Raw genomic sequence first — 17,131 nt, 5'->3', positions numbered from 1 at the left:
TAGCAGCCGAAGCCTGCTACTTTTCTTTTTTCTGTTTTATTGATCTCTACAAACCGAATACCCGATCAAGGTTTCTTCGATAAAATTTGCCTCGTTTAATTTACGTATACTCTCCATGACTTCAGCTGCTGAGAAATTTTTGCGATTCTCTTCCGACCATGCCATGAACTTATTCGCTATTTCATCATTTGAAATCGTTTGATTTTCGTCAATTATAAAAAGTATAATCGACATACATTTTATTTCCAAGTCAGAACTAAATGAATTTACAAAATGACAAGCCTTGGTAACGATTGGCATCAAATCGGCCATTTTACCTGTAACGTTCTCACTGATAATTTTGTTGATTAGGATATCCTTAGCTTCATTCGTATTGGTTACATTATGATACTGTTGATACTCTTTAATTTTGCTACTTAAGCTCAAAATAGTGCTATCAAATGGACCTGATGCATGCTTTTGAAACCTAAAGTGCTTATCAGGTGAAATTAAATTAACTAAATAAGTCGTGTGCTGCAAACGACTTTTATTAAACTTATTCAGATGACTTTTAATTTCCATCAGGATAAGGGCTGCAACATTTAATTTAGGCTCAAGATCGGTTCGAATAGATGCATTTTGAGAAGGCTCATAAATTAATATCTCTGTTTGACGAGAAACTTCATTAAGCTTAACTTCAATCAGCTTTTTCACATCGCTCCAGAGTAGCCCGCCATTTCCGCTGCCCAAGGGAGGGATTGAGATGCTCCTTATATTTAATTTATGAATTAAATCAACAAGGGCATCCAATCCTTTTTCAACATATTCCATTTTAGACTTCGCACGCCATTTATCTTTAGTCGGAAAATTTATGATTAACTTATCTTGCTCATAAGAGGAATGTAGTTTTCCGATCACAAGCTCACCGCTCTTACAAGCTCTGATATAGTCCATGTTATTTTCCGGAAATCTTGTTTTAAATTGATAAGCGATCCCTTTTCCCATATAACCTTCACAGTTAACCGTATTTACTAAAGCATCTGTTGAGGAATTTAAAAGATCACCCGAGGTGTACTTTATCATTAACCTCCCTCCTTAACTTGTTACAACGAAAATTAAAACCATCTTTGTATATTCACATATGGAGGATTTCCATTTATGTTATTCGCTCTGAGCATATCCTCAACCTTCTGTTTGGTTTCTGCATTTTTAACCGCTATAGACTTAAACAAATTAGCTGGAACCCTCTTCTCCGTCAAGCACTCAGCCATTTTGACTTGTTTGGCATAATCATCCGTTAAGCCCCTTTGAACCATTACTTCCCAATCAATTTGATTAAATCCATCATCATAATCAAGCAACGTACACTCTTCAATTGATAATGGATGCTTAGGTAGTACTTTGAATTGATTAAATCTTGCATTTTCACGAGTGATACAAATATAAATAAACTCTTCATCAGAGTATTTACTTTTAACGGCAACATCAAATGAAGAATATGGATGGAAATGAAATGGTGTATAGATATCAAGACCAAGCTGAGTCCTTTTGTCTATTATACCAGGATCTGCAACATCATTAAACAATGCTCCACTATCCAATAATGCCCTTCTCGGAACTAATCCGTTTACAATAATAGATTCCAGATTCTCCAACTTTGTTAAATGATACAGAAGCATTCCTGTTTTAGCAGACTCAATTCCCATAAGTATCCCCCGCTTCAATAGACATTATGACCTACCACCACTAATCCCTTCCGACCACAAAGTGGTTCCTTTATCCCATTCGATAATTTTTCCTAAATACCTCTTTTTCTGAATTTCATTTTTTTCCTACAAATTGGTTTTTGTAGATGTTACTTAAGATCAATAGAAACATCACTATGATGAGGAAGTGAGTTCATGACTTGTTTTCTTTTTTCTCATGAGATAGAAATTCGGACTTCCCACTCACCAAGAGGCCCGCCTTTGGGACTCTTGGGAGTGGTGTAAAGGCAGGAATAGCCAAATGTCATTTGGCGCAAGAAACCGCGTGGAAGCAGAACTTCCACCGACATTTTTTGAGGTTTCTTCCCGACAAACGAATGTCGCCCATAGACTGCTTAAAGCGAGGTGAAGCCCTTGGCCCAACCTGAAAAGACCGTACAAATTACCGTTAAACTCCCCAAAAAACAATACGAAACGCTGAAGAAGTATGCTGCCTCTAAACACCTCACTATGGCGGATGTTGTAAGAGCCTTTGTACAGAAAGGAATGTCTATCGAGTCCTACACAGAGGAGATTGACTTCCTAACCTCCATCATCCGTCAGGAGATCAATATCGCTATTGGCGGATTGAGCAATCGGCTAGCTGGACTTGCCAGCAAAGACCTTATCATGTCCGCCGCTGCGTATTACTCCACCATTGCTATCATTACGGATCTCATCGACACCAACCGCTACACCACCTTTCGGGAAATCGAAAAGAAGGCCAGGCAGCTTGCTGTGGAATACACCAAGATGAAACTGACCGATGCCGAAAAGCTGTTTCTCTCCGGCGATGCCTTCGAACAGAACATTGAACGATTGCGTGGAGGTGATGCCACTGTCAGTCCTGATCTATAAGCAGCGTTTCTTCCACCCCAATCACCATAAAACTCCCGTTAGCAACTACGTTCATATCGGCTACATTGCTACACGCCCCGGTGCAGTCCGGCATGAGAACTTGCCCCACGGACTTTTTGGTAAGATGCAACCAGGCAATGTACAAACCTTTCAATCCTGGCAAGAAGTCGCTCGAATCGCTAGAGATATTTCACGGGAAGGAAAAAATATGTATCGTAGCGTCATTTCCTTTCGCACAGATACAGCAATGGAATTAGGCTTCAATAATTTTTCTGCCTGGCAGCAGTACATCGAACAGCATATGGCTACCCTAGCCACTCACAATAGAATCCGAACAGAAAACCTGTGCTGGGCTGCTGCCTTCCACAATGAGAAAGACCATCCCCATCTGCATATCGTCTTTTGGGACAAAGCTCAGGCGGTCATGAAAAACTTTACCCATCCCGAAGTACCCAACCGAATCCGCAAGCAACTTATCAAAGAAACGTTTGCCTATAAAATCAAAGCATTTTGTGAACAACGTGATCTTGCTAAATCAGGTATAACCGAAGTCACAGATCAAGTTCTCGAACAATTTGAAGCCGCGATGAAGTCGCTGAATCCCCGAGCATTTCAGGCATTCCAGAAGCGCTTTGAACACGAGGATGAGGATTCTTTACTTCGTCTTCCCAAGCATCATTTGATGGATAAGCAGACCATAGAACAGCTTGCTTCACGACTCATGGCGTTGCGTAACCAACTGCCCAAAACAGGCCGACTCGCTTACAAGTTGCTGCCACCGGATGCAAAAAAACTAGTGGACGAGTTGGTTCAAGATTTACTAAAGGACAACCCCTATTTATATCAAATGACACAAGAGTACGTGCAAGCCAAGCTGGAATTAGCCCGGCTCTATACTTCCGATCCAGAGCAATTGGAAAAACAGCGAATCCGGTATCAGACAGAAGCAGAAAAGCGCATTGCCAATCGCATTCTCTCCACCATTCGGATGATTATTAAGCTGGAAAAAGACGCTGATTTCCATCTTCACCAAACGGAGCGGCAGACGGCGATAGCAGAGCAGCTTCTATTGGAACTACTTCATGTGATGGAAGGTTTGGCCATGACCGCACAATTGGATTATGACGAGAAAATGAAAGTGATAGGAGGCGATTTATCCAAGCAAGCCAAAAAGGATTGGCTGTTACGACATAAAGATCAAGGCTTGGAACGATAAACAACAGTACACGCTGTGAAAGGCGTGTTTTTTTGTGGATAATATCGTGGATAACTTGTGCATAATACCCACTCCCCTGTGGACAAACACCCACAATCAGAAAGGACAGATACCATGTTATTTACTAATGGTCGACTGCAATCCTTTGAGCAGATGATGAAGCAACCTCCACACCACCATCATCGCAGCCCGAAGAAACGGTCTCAATCAAAGGCTACCGATTCCCAAAACTCATTAGATGTAAAGACAAAAAATAGTGAAGAGCTTAGAGAGAAAGCGACTTCTCCTACTGATTTACAGGAGTGGAACTCCCATGAAAAGCAAACATGAATTTTATAAAGCCTTCTTTGCTACTCTTACCGCACAAGGCATTGACGTCCGCCGCTCAACTTCTGCCGACTACTTAGCCGATCTTTATCAAAACGACCAACTCATTGCCTTTTTCACTCGCATGGACAGCATCGAGAAGAACCCATTTGTTACTGTCCCGGATCGGCTAATGAGCAGTATCCATGACTTGGCCAAAAAAACGGCATTTCAATTGGGCATCTGTACGGAGAAACCCTATCACGACAAGACTGAAAAAATCGCCAATGGTGTGTATAAGCTCTGCGAACATGGGAACGTCATATTGGCTTGCAAGCACCACCCGCTATTTGAATACGTATTCTCCACCTACCGTCTGGCCCCGGATAATCAAGCGCCTGTGCAGCGGCAATATTTTTACAACAAGGATGAGGCCATGGAAAACTTCGCCGTCCGTAGCGGCTTGGTTGATGCCCGAAAACTGTTCAGCGAATCGGAACTGATACTCATCCACGATGAAATGGTCAAGTTCCTTATTACACCCAATGACAAAACCATAGAGCAATTTGAACAGGTGCAAATCCTGATCGAGCGTTTGGAAGACCTGTTACCTGTGCTGAAAGAGCGGGACATTCACCTAGATTATGATGCTGAATTTGCCCATGACCTTGACGGCAATCCTGACGTACTAGATGCCGCCGAACTGCCCCGCTAAGTCTTGTACGTTATCCATTTTAGAAGGAAGGGAATCCGATGCCGCAACCACAAATCTCCATTTGGGGAACCATCTTGACATGTGTTGAAATTGGACTTCATATTTACGCCCTGCAAGCCGAACACAACCAGGGACTGGTGCTGGATGCCGATTTCGCCAAAGAAAAGCTCAGTGATGAAGCGCTGAAACTGGGGCAACAACACGGCGATCATATCTATTTTGATGATGTCAAAAGCATTGTTCCCACATATGAGTTGGCTCAACAAGGAGCAATCAAACACCCGGAGCTTAGCGAAGTCACAGCCAACCCGGAAAAACTGGCACAGGAAGGGCGCTATTTTGCCCCTGAATACTTTGGTGAATTTGAAGCGCCACGAGATGCAACAGGACAGGAGTTAAGCCCATGTCAGCGCTTAGACAATGGTATTTACCATGTAGTACGGCAAGGCGTTCAGCAACTTGCGGTACATCAGACTGTCGGAAATCAAGTATTGTCGGACATGGCGCTCCACCACGCTGCTGGTCAGGGCGACTACTACTATTACCCGCTGGATGACTGTGCCATCCCGGTTTATGAATTGTCTGCTTCTCATCCTGGCGTATTGGCTCAGATTATCAATGAAGACAGTCTGCTGCATACGCTCTGCGACGATTACCCGCAATATGTCGGAATGCACAACCTGCACACGGAGGAATGGGGGCATATTCATGATTGCCCTGCTCCTAAATCGCTCTTTTTGCAAGCACAACTCGATCATGCCGCTCAGCACGAGCCGTTTCAGTTGGAAACAGATGCCCATCTTGCGTCCACCTATGTTCAGTCAGTAGATTCCCCCGCCCTAAAGGCCAGTGAATTTACCGAAGATTTTTTTGAACCAAGTGAGGGGATGGAGTGGTGACACTCAAACCCAAGCTTTGGCTTTCGCTCTTGTTCTTTAATTGTGGTGCTATCTTCAATCTGTTTTTTACTACAGCCTTGCATAACCTTTTATCTGGAACCGCAAGAACACTAGCATTCCCTTCATTTAACTATAGTCTCAACAGTCTGCTTCACACCAAGGTTCATCTGCTGCTGTTTCTCTGCTTTCAGGGCATCGTGATTGTATTGTCTGTCCTGTTTTTCCTTGCGAACAGTCAGCCTTACCAAAGCAAACTGAAACAAGTTGCGCCGGGAATTGAAACGCCTGTTCCAGTCGGACAACATCAGCACGGTTCGGCACGCTGGATGCGGGATGAGGAAATGCCCCGCTTATTTGAAAGTCAAACCCTCGACCTCGGACATCCATTTATCCGGAACTTGATCGACACCGGCTATGATGACCTGGCCTTTTTAAATACAAGGGTTAAGGAGGAACCTACCGATGCAGTTGAATCATCCGAAAGGGATTCCGAGATGGAATCAGCCGAGTAATCCGGTTTTGTTATCCATTTCCCCGCCTGCTGTTTCTTCCGGTGGAATCGTCCTTGGCCTGCGGCAAGAACGTAACCAGGAGCGCCTCTACTATATCGGCGATGATGTCCATACCCTTTGTATCGGTGCGACGCGCAGCGGTAAATCCCGAACCGTCGTGCTGCAATCCATTGGCCTGCTTGGGTTGGCTGGAGAGTCAATGGTTATCAGCGATCCGAAGGCAGAATTGTTCCACTATAGCCATGTTCTCCTGGAAAAGCTGGGCTATACCGTACTGACGCTGGACTTCCGCCATCCCGAAAAAAGCCACCATTATAACCTTTTGCAACCCGTCATTGACGCCACGCTTGCCGGCGATCAGGAACAAGCTGAAATGCTGGCCTGGGATATGACACAGGTGCTGGTCGGTAAAGCGCAAGGCGAGAAGATATGGACAAACGGCGAAATGTCGGTCATTGCTGCTTCCATTCTCAGTGTGGTGTGGGACAATATCAAACGCCCCGAATACCAGAACCTGACCAATGTCTATTGGTTCCTTGCCGAGATGAATCGGCAAATCGGCAACAAAACACCGATGCAAGAATATATCAAACGACTCCCGCAACAGCATCCAGCCCGCGCCTTGCTTAGTATTTCAGACATTGCGCCCTCTCGCACCAAAGGCAGCTTTTACACCTCGGCGCTTACCACACTTCGGCTGTTCACTTCCAAATCTATTTATGCCATTACCCACAAAAGCGACTTTTCCTTAGCTGACCTTGGCCGTGAGAAACAGGCGCTTTTTATTATTTTGCCGGATGAAAAAACAACCTTTTATCCGGTTGCCTCCCTGATGGTATCGCAGCTTTATGAACTGCTGACCGCACAAGCCGATGTACGCGGCGGGCGGTTGGAGCAGCGGGTCAACTTTATCCTGGACGAATTCGGAAACTTTACCCCGATTGCCGACTTCACGAACAAGCTCACCGTTGGCGGCGGGCGCGGGATGCGTTTTGACCTGTTTCTGCAGAGCTTTGAACAGCTCAAGGAAAAATACGACGACCACGCCGCCAGCACAATCAAGAGCAACTGTCAGACATGGATTTACCTGCAGGCTGACGATCTGGAGACGCTACGGGAAATCAGCGAAAAGCTGGGGACGTATACGACCTCCAGTTATCAGCTTTCTGCTTCTCACGGTAAATACTCCACGCCAAGCACCTCGCATTCGCTGAATTTATTGGAGCGTAAGCTGCTAACGGTAGATGAGGTGCGCCGCGTATCTCGCCCTTATCAGATTGTTCTCTCCCGCTCCCATCCAGCCATGATGTTTTCCCCCGATCTGAGTCAATGGGCATTCAACCGCATGATGGGCCTTGGAGACAAAGAGCATAACCGCAAGGTTCGTGAAGAACGGGAACAGCGGCGGCCGATCCTGACGGATACGAGAGAGGAGGTGAAACTGTGGAACATCTGGATTTATTACCAAAAGGACATCACAAGACAACTAGCCGAACAACGCCAGCAAGCAGCCGCTTCCGGCGGTTTTATGGCCCCACCCTCCGACGATTGATGGACGGCAAGGGGCATATTCGTCAGATCGTTGTAAATACCTGTGCTGCCTACTGGTTGCTGCTGGTTGCTCCCTCTGCTTTTGCATCGGGAGACATCAAAGGAAGCAAGCTCGTCACCGGAACCGAAAAGCTGATCGGTGACGTCACCACCTGGCTGATGATTCTGGCTCCCATCGTATCGGGTCTACTCATTATTTATTTCAGTATCCGCCGCTCTGCTGCCGATGAAATGGATACCAAGAAGTGGAACAATCGGATCATTGTAGCGGTGGTTTCCTGTATTGGTGCTGTTCTTGGCTCCGCTACACTGAACATTATCATCGGGTACTACAAATAAATCGGGCTTGCCTCATGCGGCAGGCTCTTTTTCATTTCAAATCACATTTGGAGGTTATGGACAATGAAAAAATGGCTCAGCGCAGTAAGGGAAAAAGGAATGTATACCGTAATCATGGCAAAATCAGCGCTCCGCAATCGCCGCGGCGAAGGCTTCGTTGATTCTGCGGTGAAAATCTTGATTGCTGTCGTGATCGGTGCTTTGTTGCTGGCTGGTTTGTACCTGCTTTTTAACGGTACGATTCTCCCTACCCTGACTCAGCGGATCAAGGATATGTTCAACTATAAGGGCTAAGACCCGACTACCTTCGGCAAGGAGCGGCAGTTCAGCCGCTCTTTGCATTTAAGGAGGCTTATCGCTTGGAGAAAATTCTGCTTTTACTTATCATTGCCCTTCTGAACGGTTCCCTGATGTACATGGATACGCTCTTGAAGGATATTGTTCCGATTTCACTCTATGCAGAAAGGTACATGACTTTAACCACTGGAGCGAATTTGCTCGAAGACCTGTACGATATTGTATTTTCCTTTGGTGTAGCTCTGATGATTCTCAAATTTCTGAAAAAGGGGTTTGAAATCTACGTATTGTGGACGGACGGCGATCCGGACGAGGAACCGTTGTTCCTGCTCACCAATTTCTTTCGGGCGATGGCAGTTGCCGTCTGTTTTCCCACGATCTATACCTGGCTGGGTAGCATGGTGGAAGACTTAACAAACCGCTTGCTGGGTGTGATTGGACAGTCCACACAATATGACTGGGAGTTGTGGGTGAATGCGCTTGAATCGGCTGGACTCGTTACCGCCGTATTTGGCCTGATCTTTATCGTCTGCTTTTTCATTCTCTACTTCCAGTTTTTGATGCGGGGGCTGGAGATGTTTATCTTGCGGGTAGGCATTCCGCTGGCCTGCGCGGGACTGCTCGACAATGATAAAGGCGTGTTCCGCGCCTATGCTCAGAAATTTACGCAGTCCATGCTGGCTGTCGTCATCCAAATTGCTTTGGCCAAGCTCGGCGTTGGACTGATGCTACAAAACCATGTTTTTTGGGGCATGGCTTGCATGATGTTAGCCATTCGCACGCCACGATTCCTGTCCGACTTCCTTATTACAACTGGCGGTGGGGGCGGCGTGGTCAATAATGTCTATCATAGCTTCAAGCTGATTGGTATGGCTCGTAAGCTAAGCAAGGCGGGCTAAAAGGATGGTTACCCTGGAGGAATTAGCCCAAGCTGTTGTTCTCCTCATTCGAGTAGGCTGCGCTTTCCGTTTTATCTACAACATGATTCGACTATCCGGTGCTGATGAGGAATCCAGTAAATACAAAAAGCGCGCTCGAAATGTGATCATCTTTTATGTTCTTGCCGAAAGCATTTGGCAAGTGAAGGAGCTAATCCTGTTTTACTACAGATAACAAAATAGTGAGCACAAAATTCCATTTCCTTCATCTAAGAGGAGGCACCCTTGTATGAATCAAGAGCCGCAAACCTTATATATTCCTATGGGAGTCAAGCCGGAAGCGGAGTGGTTCCCCGGCTTTGGCAAACAACAATTGGGGCAGAGCGCCATCGGCTCCATACTGGCAGTTGCTCTTGCCTTACTGATCTGGCTATTCAAAGGCAGCGTTCCCTTTGCTGTGGTCACCTTTTTAAGCGGTGTAGCGGCATCCGTCATGATGACAACAAAAGATCGATATAACCTGTCAGTACTGGATCAACTGCGCTTTATGGTGAAGTTCAAGAAGAGCCAGAAGCATTATCCCTATCGTGCATTGCCAGAATGGGATGAGTTTCCTTTATGAGCATCCTGAGCGTGGAGGCCATATGTTTCATCCTCTTACTGTTATTAGCAAGCATCTGTGATCTACGAACAAGACAGATCCCGAACAGCCTGTCACTCGTGATTGTTATCGTGGGGCTATTGAATTTCTCTCCATTCACTGCCCTTTCTGGCCTACTCATTACTGGCTTGCCCTACTTACTGGCGGCAATCTTCACCAGAGGCAAAATCGGCGGCGGTGACATTAAACTAATGGCTGCTTGCGGCTTTGTACTCGGTCCCATCTATGGCACGTTACAAAGCATTCTCGGCTTGGTACTGGTGCTGCTGTTTGCTGTAGCCATCAGTTTCCGCTTTGGCTTTCAAGCTGCAAAACAAACGACATTGCCACTGGCACCTTTTCTGGCTGTCGGTGGAATCGTAGCCTTTATTCTTTCGCATTAAATCAGTATTTTCACCCCTAGAATCAAGGAGGTTTTCTTTTGAAATCATGGTTCCGAAATCGCACGGTTGTGGGAGTCACTTGCATTGTGTTCTCTCTCATTCTTACCTTGGGTATTGCCCCTCTCTTGAACCGGACAAGCAGTGAACAAATAACGATCGTCCGTCTCACCAAAGATGTAGCAAAAGGTGCAGTCATTACCGCCGATCAGATTGAAACCGTTCAGGTAGGAGCCTACCATTTGCCCCAAGAAGTATCGACCTCAGCCGAAGCTGTCATTGGTCAGTACGCAGCAGTGGATTTGAAAAAAAATGATTACTTACTGCCCACCAAATTATCCAGCACTCCGCTAGACGCTTACCTGAGCCGCCTGAACGGCAGCAAGCAGGCCATTTCCGTTACAATCAAAAGCCTTGCTGCTGGGCTGTCCGGCAAGCTTCAGCCTGGCGACATTGTGACACTTATCGCTTCGGATTATGGTGAACTGCGCACCACTACGATCATGCCAGAACTGCAATATGTGGAGGTATTGGCGGCAACGACGAGTGGTGGCCAGGATGCCCAACAAAGTAGCCAATCGGACAAAGAACAGGACGAACAGGCGCTGCCTTCGACATTAACCTTGCTGGTTCTGCCGGAGCAGGCCAAACTTTTAGCTGATCTGGAGAACAAGAGCAAGCTCCATGCAGCGCTGGTCTATCGTGGAGAGGCCATCACCGCAAAGGCATTTACCGATCAACAGGATGCCTACTTTGCTTCTAAGGCAGCGCAGAAAGAGGAGAGTGTCCATGAGCAATAAATCCTTGATTGCCGTTTGGGGCAGCCCCAACAGCGGCAAAACCGTCACGATCGTCAAGCTGGCTCAAGCCTTTGCTGCGCGGAAGCAAAATGTGCTTGTCCTCTGCTGTGACGCTCTCTGCCCATCCGTATCTACGATTGCTCCGCAAGGAGCTTCTAACCATCATTCGCTTGGAGAATTGCTGAGTCAACCAGCCTTAACGCAAGAAGACTTACTACGTTACGCGCTGCCGCTGGATGTGTCGCCACGAATCGCCCTGCTTGGCTACAAGAAAGGCGATAACGCCTTTACCTATGCCACCTATAATCGGGAACGCGCTGTAGACCTATTAACGTTGGCTCGTCATTTGGCAGATGTCGTGTTGGTGGATTGCAGCAGCTTCCTCTCTGCTGACCCACTTTCTACCGTGGCTTTGGAACTGGCAGATCATGTTGTGCGCTTGCATAGTTGCGATCTGAAAAGTTTGATGTTCTATGCTTCCTATTTACCGCTTGTATCCGATGCCCGCTTCCGCCGCTCTTCTGTTATTCCTGTATTGTCAAATGTGAAGCGAGAGCAGGACAGCCGGGAGTATAGTCAGGTATTCGGTGGTATTCAAGTGACGCTCCCTCATGTGCCGGAGCTTGAGCAACAAGCAGCAGCGGCCCGATTGCTGGATGACTGTTCTGGCAAAGAGGCCGCCGCATACTCCAAAGCCCTAGGGCTTATCATAGCGCAGCTTCACCCTGAGGAGCAGCCATCCTCTGCATCAAGCGAAAAAAAGAATCTTTCCAATTCCTTATCCCGAATGAGTCTCCTATTGCAACAGCTATGGCCAAAACGACGAGGTGACAAGCAATGAATAACTCAGCTCTCTTCTTCTCTGCAACCGAATCCAAGGCATTCACTGATGTGCTGCAAGATGTACAAAGCTACCTGTCCGGCAAATATGCCACACTCATGAGCCGCAAGCCGGAGGAACAAAAGCAACAGTTGATTTCGTATATGAGTCAATATTTGACGGACAATCGACTCCATGTGCCGGGACTTTCCTTTGAAGAACTGGTTGATCGGCTCTATGCCGAAATGGTGGAGTATTCCTTTCTGACTCGTTACTTATTTTCCAGAGAGGTCGAGGAAATTAATATTAATGGCTACAACGATGTGAAAATCAGCTATACCGACGGACGCATCCTTCCAGCCGATGAACAATTCACATCGCCAGATCATGCGGTAGATGTCATTCGCCGGCTTCTGCACCAGTCGGGGATGATTCTCGATTACTCGCAACCTATAGTGCGCGGCCACTTGGCGAATAATATTCGCATTACGGTGTTTGGCCCACCTGTCACGGATAGGGAGAAAGGCATCGCTGCTTCCATTCGGATCATCAATCCACAAAAGTTGGGGCGAGAAGACTTTATCCGAAGTGGGACGGCAACCGCTGACATGCTCGATTTTTTAAGTCTCTGCCTGCGTTATGGCTTGTCCATGTGCGTTACCGGAGCAACTGGCAGCGGAAAGACCACGCTGATGAGCTGGCTGCTGTCCACCATCCCCTATGACAAACGGATATTTACCATTGAGCAGGGAGCGCGGGAATTTGATCTTGTCGTCACCGATGAGTCAGGCCAAGTACTGAACAATGTCGTGCATACAGTAACCCGCTCCAGCGAAGACCCACGCCAGCATATTGACCAAGAAAAGCTGCTTGAATTTGCACTGACCGCCAACCCTGACGTGATCTGCGTGGGTGAAATGAAATCTGCCGAAGCCTTCGCCGCCCAAGAAGCTGCCCGTACCGGGCATACCGTCATTACGAACACCCACGCCAATTCTTGCTTCTCCACTTATTACCGGATGGTGACGCTTTGTACGCAAAAATACGAAATGAACGATGCCACCTTATACAACCTCGTTACAGAAGCATTTCCCTTGGTGTTGTTTGTCAAAAAGCTGGAGGACAACTCGCGGCGAATCATGGAAGTAACGGAGTGCCGTATTTTGCCGGACGGACAACGTGAAGTCATTCCGCTCTATCGCTACGCTGTTCACTCCACAAGAGAAATCGCCGGAAAAACCATCATCGAAGGTGGCTACGAGAAAGTGAACGACATTTCGTCTGGTCTGCAAAAGCGGCTGCTCGAAAACGGGCTTCCCCTGTCCCGGCTCACCACATTGCTCAGAGGTGAAAACGAATGACAATGCTGCTGCTCTTGTCTTTTTTCGGTCTTTCCGGTGGCTTCCTCTTTCTGCTCAATCTGTCTCCACGAACTCTTTTCCATGAGCTTTCTCGTCTGCTTACTCAAGTTCAGCCCCGCAAGCTCCCTATCGGCAAACGTATCCAGGCTGTTCAACGCCCAAAAAAACTCAAGGGCTGGCGTGCCATCATACAGGAAGCCAAAGCCATTCTCAACCAAACCGGACAATCGAACAAGCTGGGACTTCTCAGCGTAAGTTCTCTTGTGCTGGCTATAGCCGGAGCGATACTCGCCATATTGTTGAAAAACACCTGGCTGATACCTGTGCTTGCAGCGGGCTTTGCCCTCATCCCTTTCTGGATGGTGCTGTTTACTTCAACTTTCTATAAAAAGCGACTCCACAGCGAACTGGAAACAGCCCTCTCGATTATTACGACCTCCTATTTGCGGAGCGAAAATATATTAGCCGCAGTAGAAGAAAATGTACCGTATCTGAATCCGCCTGTAGCCGATGTGTTTCAAGCGTTTCTTGCGGAGTCCAAGCTCATTCATGCGAACTTGCGGCTCGCCCTTGAACAACTCAAAGGAAGAATCCATGATAGCGTATTTCAGGAATGGTGTGACGCCTTGATAACTTGCCAGGAAGATCGCACCCTGAAAACAACGCTGATGCCTATCGTTGCCAAGCTATCTGACATGCGTGTCGTTTCAGCCGAACTGGATTATCTTCTGTACGAGCCGTTGAAAGAATTTATCACCATGGCGCTGCTCATGCTGGGCAATATCCCGCTGCTCTATTTCTTGAATCGGGAATGGTTTACAACCCTGACTGCCAGCACTCCCGGCCAGATCATTCTGGCGTTATGCGGCGTGACGCTGTTTATCTCTTTTGCGGCGGTTATCCGCTTAACCCGACCAATGGAATACAAGCGATAAAGGAGTGATACGATGTCCGCTTCCGAAACAGCTTATTTGTTGGGAGAGTTGTTAGAGGCTACCCCTCAAGAGCGGGAACAAGTCGCAAAGCTATTGTCTCAATACGGCACCGCCCACTTTTGGGACCATCTTGAAGAGTGGAACCTTCCCACTGAACTGCTGGAAAACTTGCAGGCTGTAAAACAGGTGTTACAGGCAATAGAAGGAGGAAGGGATACCTGATGGCTACACCACCATTGGATGAACAAATGATTGCTGACTATGTGAAATCCCTTCACAAACTGACAGGCATTCCGCTCCGCAAGTTACAACAGTATGGCGTTCACAACAGTCTACTCAATGCAGTTGAGCATCCCTATGCGTTAGAACTGACAATGAAACAACTTCTCAAGGTAGAGCAGCTAAATGCCTTTCTCCGCTCTTATCGTGTACTTCAATGGGAGGAAGAAAACGCCAAGCAAAAAATCTCAACCCCCGAAACGGCAAGCCGATATTTTTCCGCGTTTCTAGGTGGCGTCAAGGATCGAGAGCAATTTATGGCAGCTTTTCTTGATGTCAAAAATCAAGTCATTGAAACACGTATCATCTCGGAAGGAGGGATTTCGGAAGCACTCGTGCATCCGCGCAAAGTACTTAAGGCCGCTTTGAACTGCGACTGCTCTTCCATTATCCTGGCTCACAACCATCCGAGCGGTGTTCCAACTCCTTCTCCAGAAGATATTATGCTAACAGAACGAATGGTCGCCATCTTTGACCCACTGCACATCAGCGTGTTGGATCATATCATCATTGGTGGCACCAATTTTGCTTCATTGGCTCAATTAGGACGAATGCCCCGCGTAGCGGAAAAAGCGCCTTGTTATGAAGTGATTGAAACCAAAGCCCGTGAACCATCAGCTCTGTATGCTGTAGACGAGTTGGATCAAGGCATCGGAGATGAATCCTTAGATGATGAATGGGAGCGCTAAAGGAGATGTGAAAATATATGATTGGATGGTTGGTTAGCTTCGACTTTTTTGTAACAATCGGGGCTTATTTGATTTTGGCCGCTTGGCTCAAGCTGCCTACGCTTGCATCTACACGCGCCATCCTCAAGGTGGCAAAGATCGGCAAGCAGAAAGATTCGCCAGTTCAGGTACTTATCTTTCGTTTGTCCTCATGGTTGGCAGGAAAGGTAAGTCTTGGAGACTACTATAAACGAAAGACGGCAGCAGCCTTGCGTTCGGCGGGTATCCAAACGACGCCGGAGGCGTATATAGCGGGAGCAATTGTCAAAGCTGCGCTTATTTTCGGGTGCGGGCTGCTCCTGCTCCCGCTCTTGCCACTATTGTTCCCCGTGTTTGTTTTTCTTGCTATCGCTATCTTTTTTAAGGAATCTCGTAGTGCAGACGAGATCGTGCGGAAAAAGCGTGAGCAAATCGAGGTGGAATTGCCCCGCTTTGTCGCTACCGTTGCACAGGAATTAAAAGCGACGCGGGATGTCCTGCGCATATTGGAGGTTTACGCCAGACATGCAGGAGGCAGCCTGCAAAGTGAATTATGGATGACGATAGCCGATATGAAAAGCGGTAATCAAGAAACAGCGCTATTGCGGCTGGAATCGCGTATTGGCAGCACCATGCTTTCCGATGTGGTGCGGGGGCTGCTGGCAGTGATGCGCGGCGATCAAGGAGTGGTGTACTTCGAGATGCTGGCCCATGATTTTAAGCTCATGGAAATTCAGCGTCTGAAGCTCATCGCCATGAAGCGTCCAGGCAAAATCCGCAAATATTCCTTCTATATGCTCGTCTGCTTCATGTTGATGTACATGGTCATCCTGGGCATGGAAATTATGAAGGCGATGGGCAAGCTATTTTAGCCCACAACCCCATCCCATGAAGAAAGGATTTTCCTTATGAAGTTCCTTACCAACAAACGAGGCGAGAGCTATATTGATGTGGTTGTCCTGGTATTGGCTGTCATGCTTTGCATTGCACTAGTGGTAAAGGTACTGCCTGTGTTTATTGCAAAATACCAGTTGGATACCTATGCGGCAGAGCTGGCAAGGGAAGCTGAAATTTCCGGCAGAGTCGGGCCGGAAACTACACAGCGCACAGCAGCATTACAAACGCAGACAGGACTCCATCCCACTATTATATGGAGCAGAACGGGGCAAATCCAGATTAATGAAGAAGTAACCGTTACACTGCAAACTACCGTTAATATTGGCTTATTTGGCAGTTTTGCATCGTTCCCCATCGAGCTTACCGCCAAAGCCAGCGGAAAGAGCGAGGTGTACTGGAAGTGAAACGAATCTGGCAAAATCGTTCTGGTAGCGGCTTCCCCTTAACGATAGCGATTGTACTGGTGGTGTTGATTATTTCCTGTGCCGTATACGAATACTTGCGTCTTACCATCATTGCCGCTGGTGTACGCGATGCCGTCCAAAGCGCCATTATTTCTGTAGCAACAGAAAACTACAGCAATGTTTATCCTGGCCTTCGCCAAAGTTATTCTGGCGGCTTCAGCCGATCATCAAGCGGGTGGGCGGAACAGGTTTCCGCAGGCGATATCTATTCGCGGCTCACCGAAACACTCGGTCTGATCCCGGAAAACGACCAGTATGTAAAACAAGCAGGCAATCAAACGGAATATACACTGTCTGGACTATCTCTTACGATTTTCAATGCTCCTTTTGCCCCTAGTGATCCGAACAGCATCCGACAATTTACTGCCCAGGCTGTGATTCATCTAAAAGTGCCTTTATCCTTTGGTTGGGGCCACTTGCCTCCGATGGAAGCAGACCTCCCCATTCAGGCTGTATACAGACCTCGATTCAGTAAATAGAATGACACAATTGTTCATCAATCGACATCCACATTTCTATTGGTATTTACAGA

The 17,131-nt window shown here is 47.1% G+C and carries 23 protein-coding genes; 21 read left to right on the top strand and 2 right to left on the bottom strand.

Features of this window, described 5'->3' with window-relative positions; translation table 11 throughout:
- Positions 1-36 precede the first annotated feature (36 nt).
- The gene (gene darG / locus ABEW32_RS20765; protein WP_430191348.1) at positions 37-1,062 is read right to left on the bottom strand and encodes a type II toxin-antitoxin system antitoxin DNA ADP-ribosyl glycohydrolase DarG; all 1,026 of its coding nucleotides are present in this window, start codon (positions 1,060-1,062) and stop codon (positions 37-39) included.
- A gap of 32 nt (positions 1,063-1,094) precedes the next feature.
- The gene (locus ABEW32_RS20760) at positions 1,095-1,685 is read right to left on the bottom strand and encodes a DarT ssDNA thymidine ADP-ribosyltransferase family protein (RefSeq protein WP_430191346.1); all 591 of its coding nucleotides are present in this window, start codon (positions 1,683-1,685) and stop codon (positions 1,095-1,097) included.
- Between the two features lie 414 nt (positions 1,686-2,099).
- Here ABEW32_RS20760 and ABEW32_RS20755 point away from each other — a divergent pair, with 414 nt between their 5' ends.
- The 21 genes from ABEW32_RS20755 to ABEW32_RS20655 all read left to right on the top strand — a co-directional run bounded on the left by ABEW32_RS20755 (position 2,100) and on the right by ABEW32_RS20655 (position 17,078).
- Entirely contained in the window at positions 2,100-2,582 is a 483-nt protein-coding gene (locus ABEW32_RS20755; RefSeq protein WP_430191344.1) for a hypothetical protein, read from the top strand.
- Positions 2,557-3,798 carry a MobP3 family relaxase gene (mobP3, locus tag ABEW32_RS20750; protein WP_430191342.1) on the top strand — a complete coding sequence of 414 codons (1,242 nt, stop codon included), beginning with the start codon at positions 2,557-2,559 and terminating at the stop codon, positions 3,796-3,798. Before ABEW32_RS20755 ends, mobP3 begins: the two co-directional genes overlap by 26 nt.
- Before the next feature lie 313 nt (positions 3,799-4,111).
- Entirely contained in the window at positions 4,112-4,819 is a 708-nt protein-coding gene (locus ABEW32_RS20745) for a hypothetical protein (protein WP_430191340.1), read from the top strand.
- A gap of 38 nt (positions 4,820-4,857) precedes the next feature.
- On the top strand, positions 4,858-5,718 hold the full coding sequence (locus ABEW32_RS20740) for a hypothetical protein (protein ID WP_430191338.1): 861 nt from the start codon (positions 4,858-4,860) through the stop codon (positions 5,716-5,718).
- A complete protein-coding gene (locus ABEW32_RS20735; RefSeq protein ID WP_430191336.1) occupies positions 5,715-6,230 on the top strand; it encodes a hypothetical protein in 516 nt (171 codons plus the stop codon). Before ABEW32_RS20740 ends, ABEW32_RS20735 begins: the two co-directional genes overlap by 4 nt.
- The gene (locus tag ABEW32_RS20730) at positions 6,181-7,782 is read left to right on the top strand and encodes a VirD4-like conjugal transfer protein, CD1115 family (protein WP_430191334.1); all 1,602 of its coding nucleotides are present in this window, start codon (positions 6,181-6,183) and stop codon (positions 7,780-7,782) included. The genes ABEW32_RS20735 and ABEW32_RS20730 overlap by 50 nt, the downstream gene beginning before the upstream one ends.
- On the top strand, positions 7,782-8,120 hold the full coding sequence (locus ABEW32_RS20725) for an Mbov_0395 family pilin-like conjugal transfer protein (protein WP_430191332.1): 339 nt from the start codon (positions 7,782-7,784) through the stop codon (positions 8,118-8,120). The genes ABEW32_RS20730 and ABEW32_RS20725 overlap by 1 nt, the downstream gene beginning before the upstream one ends.
- 63 nt (positions 8,121-8,183) lie before the next feature.
- The gene (locus ABEW32_RS20720) at positions 8,184-8,414 is read left to right on the top strand and encodes a DUF6133 family protein (protein ID WP_430191330.1); all 231 of its coding nucleotides are present in this window, start codon (positions 8,184-8,186) and stop codon (positions 8,412-8,414) included.
- A 65-nt stretch (positions 8,415-8,479) separates the two neighbouring features.
- Positions 8,480-9,316, top strand: coding sequence for a conjugal transfer protein TrbL family protein (locus ABEW32_RS20715; RefSeq protein WP_430191328.1), 837 nt, complete (start codon positions 8,480-8,482; stop codon positions 9,314-9,316).
- A 4-nt stretch (positions 9,317-9,320) separates the two neighbouring features.
- Complete coding sequence (locus ABEW32_RS20710) at positions 9,321-9,530, top strand: mercury transporter (RefSeq protein WP_430191326.1); 210 nt, start codon at positions 9,321-9,323, stop codon at positions 9,528-9,530.
- Between the two features lie 54 nt (positions 9,531-9,584).
- A complete protein-coding gene (locus ABEW32_RS20705; RefSeq protein WP_430191324.1) occupies positions 9,585-9,917 on the top strand; it encodes a hypothetical protein in 333 nt (110 codons plus the stop codon).
- On the top strand, positions 9,914-10,339 hold the full coding sequence (locus ABEW32_RS20700) for a prepilin peptidase (protein ID WP_430191322.1): 426 nt from the start codon (positions 9,914-9,916) through the stop codon (positions 10,337-10,339). The genes ABEW32_RS20705 and ABEW32_RS20700 overlap by 4 nt, the downstream gene beginning before the upstream one ends.
- Before the next feature lie 38 nt (positions 10,340-10,377).
- Positions 10,378-11,136, top strand: coding sequence for a Flp pilus assembly protein CpaB (gene cpaB / locus ABEW32_RS20695; protein WP_430191320.1), 759 nt, complete (start codon positions 10,378-10,380; stop codon positions 11,134-11,136).
- Positions 11,126-11,977, top strand: coding sequence for a MinD/ParA family ATP-binding protein (locus ABEW32_RS20690; protein ID WP_430191318.1), 852 nt, complete (start codon positions 11,126-11,128; stop codon positions 11,975-11,977). The genes cpaB and ABEW32_RS20690 overlap by 11 nt, the downstream gene beginning before the upstream one ends.
- Positions 11,974-13,317, top strand: coding sequence for an ATPase, T2SS/T4P/T4SS family (locus ABEW32_RS20685; RefSeq protein ID WP_430191316.1), 1,344 nt, complete (start codon positions 11,974-11,976; stop codon positions 13,315-13,317). Before ABEW32_RS20690 ends, ABEW32_RS20685 begins: the two co-directional genes overlap by 4 nt.
- A complete protein-coding gene (locus ABEW32_RS20680; RefSeq protein WP_430191315.1) occupies positions 13,314-14,252 on the top strand; it encodes a hypothetical protein in 939 nt (312 codons plus the stop codon). Before ABEW32_RS20685 ends, ABEW32_RS20680 begins: the two co-directional genes overlap by 4 nt.
- A gap of 12 nt (positions 14,253-14,264) precedes the next feature.
- Positions 14,265-14,474 carry a hypothetical protein gene (locus ABEW32_RS20675; RefSeq protein ID WP_430191313.1) on the top strand — a complete coding sequence of 70 codons (210 nt, stop codon included), beginning with the start codon at positions 14,265-14,267 and terminating at the stop codon, positions 14,472-14,474.
- Positions 14,474-15,220 carry a JAB domain-containing protein gene (locus tag ABEW32_RS20670; RefSeq protein ID WP_430191311.1) on the top strand — a complete coding sequence of 249 codons (747 nt, stop codon included), beginning with the start codon at positions 14,474-14,476 and terminating at the stop codon, positions 15,218-15,220. Before ABEW32_RS20675 ends, ABEW32_RS20670 begins: the two co-directional genes overlap by 1 nt.
- A gap of 17 nt (positions 15,221-15,237) precedes the next feature.
- Positions 15,238-16,110: a secretion protein F gene (locus ABEW32_RS20665; RefSeq protein WP_430191309.1), complete on the top strand. Its 873-nt coding sequence runs from the start codon at positions 15,238-15,240 to the stop codon at positions 16,108-16,110.
- 36 nt (positions 16,111-16,146) lie between these two features.
- Positions 16,147-16,539, top strand: coding sequence for a DUF4320 family protein (locus ABEW32_RS20660; protein ID WP_430191307.1), 393 nt, complete (start codon positions 16,147-16,149; stop codon positions 16,537-16,539).
- Entirely contained in the window at positions 16,536-17,078 is a 543-nt protein-coding gene (locus tag ABEW32_RS20655; RefSeq protein WP_430191305.1) for a hypothetical protein, read from the top strand. Before ABEW32_RS20660 ends, ABEW32_RS20655 begins: the two co-directional genes overlap by 4 nt.
- Positions 17,079-17,131: the final 53 nt, after the last annotated feature.

Source organism: Paenibacillus jamilae (assembly GCF_050482105.1).
In the GTDB taxonomy this organism is placed as follows: domain Bacteria; phylum Bacillota; class Bacilli; order Paenibacillales; family Paenibacillaceae; genus Paenibacillus; species Paenibacillus jamilae_B.
The sequence above is the reverse complement of the archived record's forward strand: the minus strand, read 5'-3'. Positions and strand labels throughout refer to the sequence as shown.

What these genes read in the sequence shown, in the direction of transcription:
- ABEW32_RS20665 (WP_430191309.1), top strand. Translation starts at nt 15,238, where the DNA reads ATGATTGGATGGTTGGTTAGCTTCGACTTTTTTGTAACAATCGGGGCT.
- ABEW32_RS20660 (WP_430191307.1), top strand. Translation starts at nt 16,147, where the DNA reads ATGAAGTTCCTTACCAACAAACGAGGCGAGAGCTATATTGATGTGGTT.
- ABEW32_RS20675 (WP_430191313.1), top strand. Translation starts at nt 14,265, where the DNA reads ATGTCCGCTTCCGAAACAGCTTATTTGTTGGGAGAGTTGTTAGAGGCT.
- ABEW32_RS20760 (WP_430191346.1), bottom strand. Translation starts at nt 1,685, where the DNA reads ATGGGAATTGAGTCTGCTAAAACAGGAATGCTTCTGTATCATTTAACA.
- ABEW32_RS20745 (WP_430191340.1), top strand. Translation starts at nt 4,112, where the DNA reads ATGAAAAGCAAACATGAATTTTATAAAGCCTTCTTTGCTACTCTTACC.
- ABEW32_RS20740 (WP_430191338.1), top strand. Translation starts at nt 4,858, where the DNA reads ATGCCGCAACCACAAATCTCCATTTGGGGAACCATCTTGACATGTGTT.
- darG (WP_430191348.1), bottom strand. Translation starts at nt 1,062, where the DNA reads ATGATAAAGTACACCTCGGGTGATCTTTTAAATTCCTCAACAGATGCT.
- ABEW32_RS20725 (WP_430191332.1), top strand. Translation starts at nt 7,782, where the DNA reads ATGGACGGCAAGGGGCATATTCGTCAGATCGTTGTAAATACCTGTGCT.
- ABEW32_RS20690 (WP_430191318.1), top strand. Translation starts at nt 11,126, where the DNA reads ATGAGCAATAAATCCTTGATTGCCGTTTGGGGCAGCCCCAACAGCGGC.
- ABEW32_RS20710 (WP_430191326.1), top strand. Translation starts at nt 9,321, where the DNA reads ATGGTTACCCTGGAGGAATTAGCCCAAGCTGTTGTTCTCCTCATTCGA.
- ABEW32_RS20705 (WP_430191324.1), top strand. Translation starts at nt 9,585, where the DNA reads ATGAATCAAGAGCCGCAAACCTTATATATTCCTATGGGAGTCAAGCCG.
- ABEW32_RS20685 (WP_430191316.1), top strand. Translation starts at nt 11,974, where the DNA reads ATGAATAACTCAGCTCTCTTCTTCTCTGCAACCGAATCCAAGGCATTC.
- ABEW32_RS20700 (WP_430191322.1), top strand. Translation starts at nt 9,914, where the DNA reads ATGAGCATCCTGAGCGTGGAGGCCATATGTTTCATCCTCTTACTGTTA.
- ABEW32_RS20720 (WP_430191330.1), top strand. Translation starts at nt 8,184, where the DNA reads ATGAAAAAATGGCTCAGCGCAGTAAGGGAAAAAGGAATGTATACCGTA.
- ABEW32_RS20680 (WP_430191315.1), top strand. Translation starts at nt 13,314, where the DNA reads ATGACAATGCTGCTGCTCTTGTCTTTTTTCGGTCTTTCCGGTGGCTTC.
- ABEW32_RS20730 (WP_430191334.1), top strand. Translation starts at nt 6,181, where the DNA reads ATGCAGTTGAATCATCCGAAAGGGATTCCGAGATGGAATCAGCCGAGT.
- ABEW32_RS20670 (WP_430191311.1), top strand. Translation starts at nt 14,474, where the DNA reads ATGGCTACACCACCATTGGATGAACAAATGATTGCTGACTATGTGAAA.
- mobP3 (WP_430191342.1), top strand. Translation starts at nt 2,557, where the DNA reads ATGCCACTGTCAGTCCTGATCTATAAGCAGCGTTTCTTCCACCCCAAT.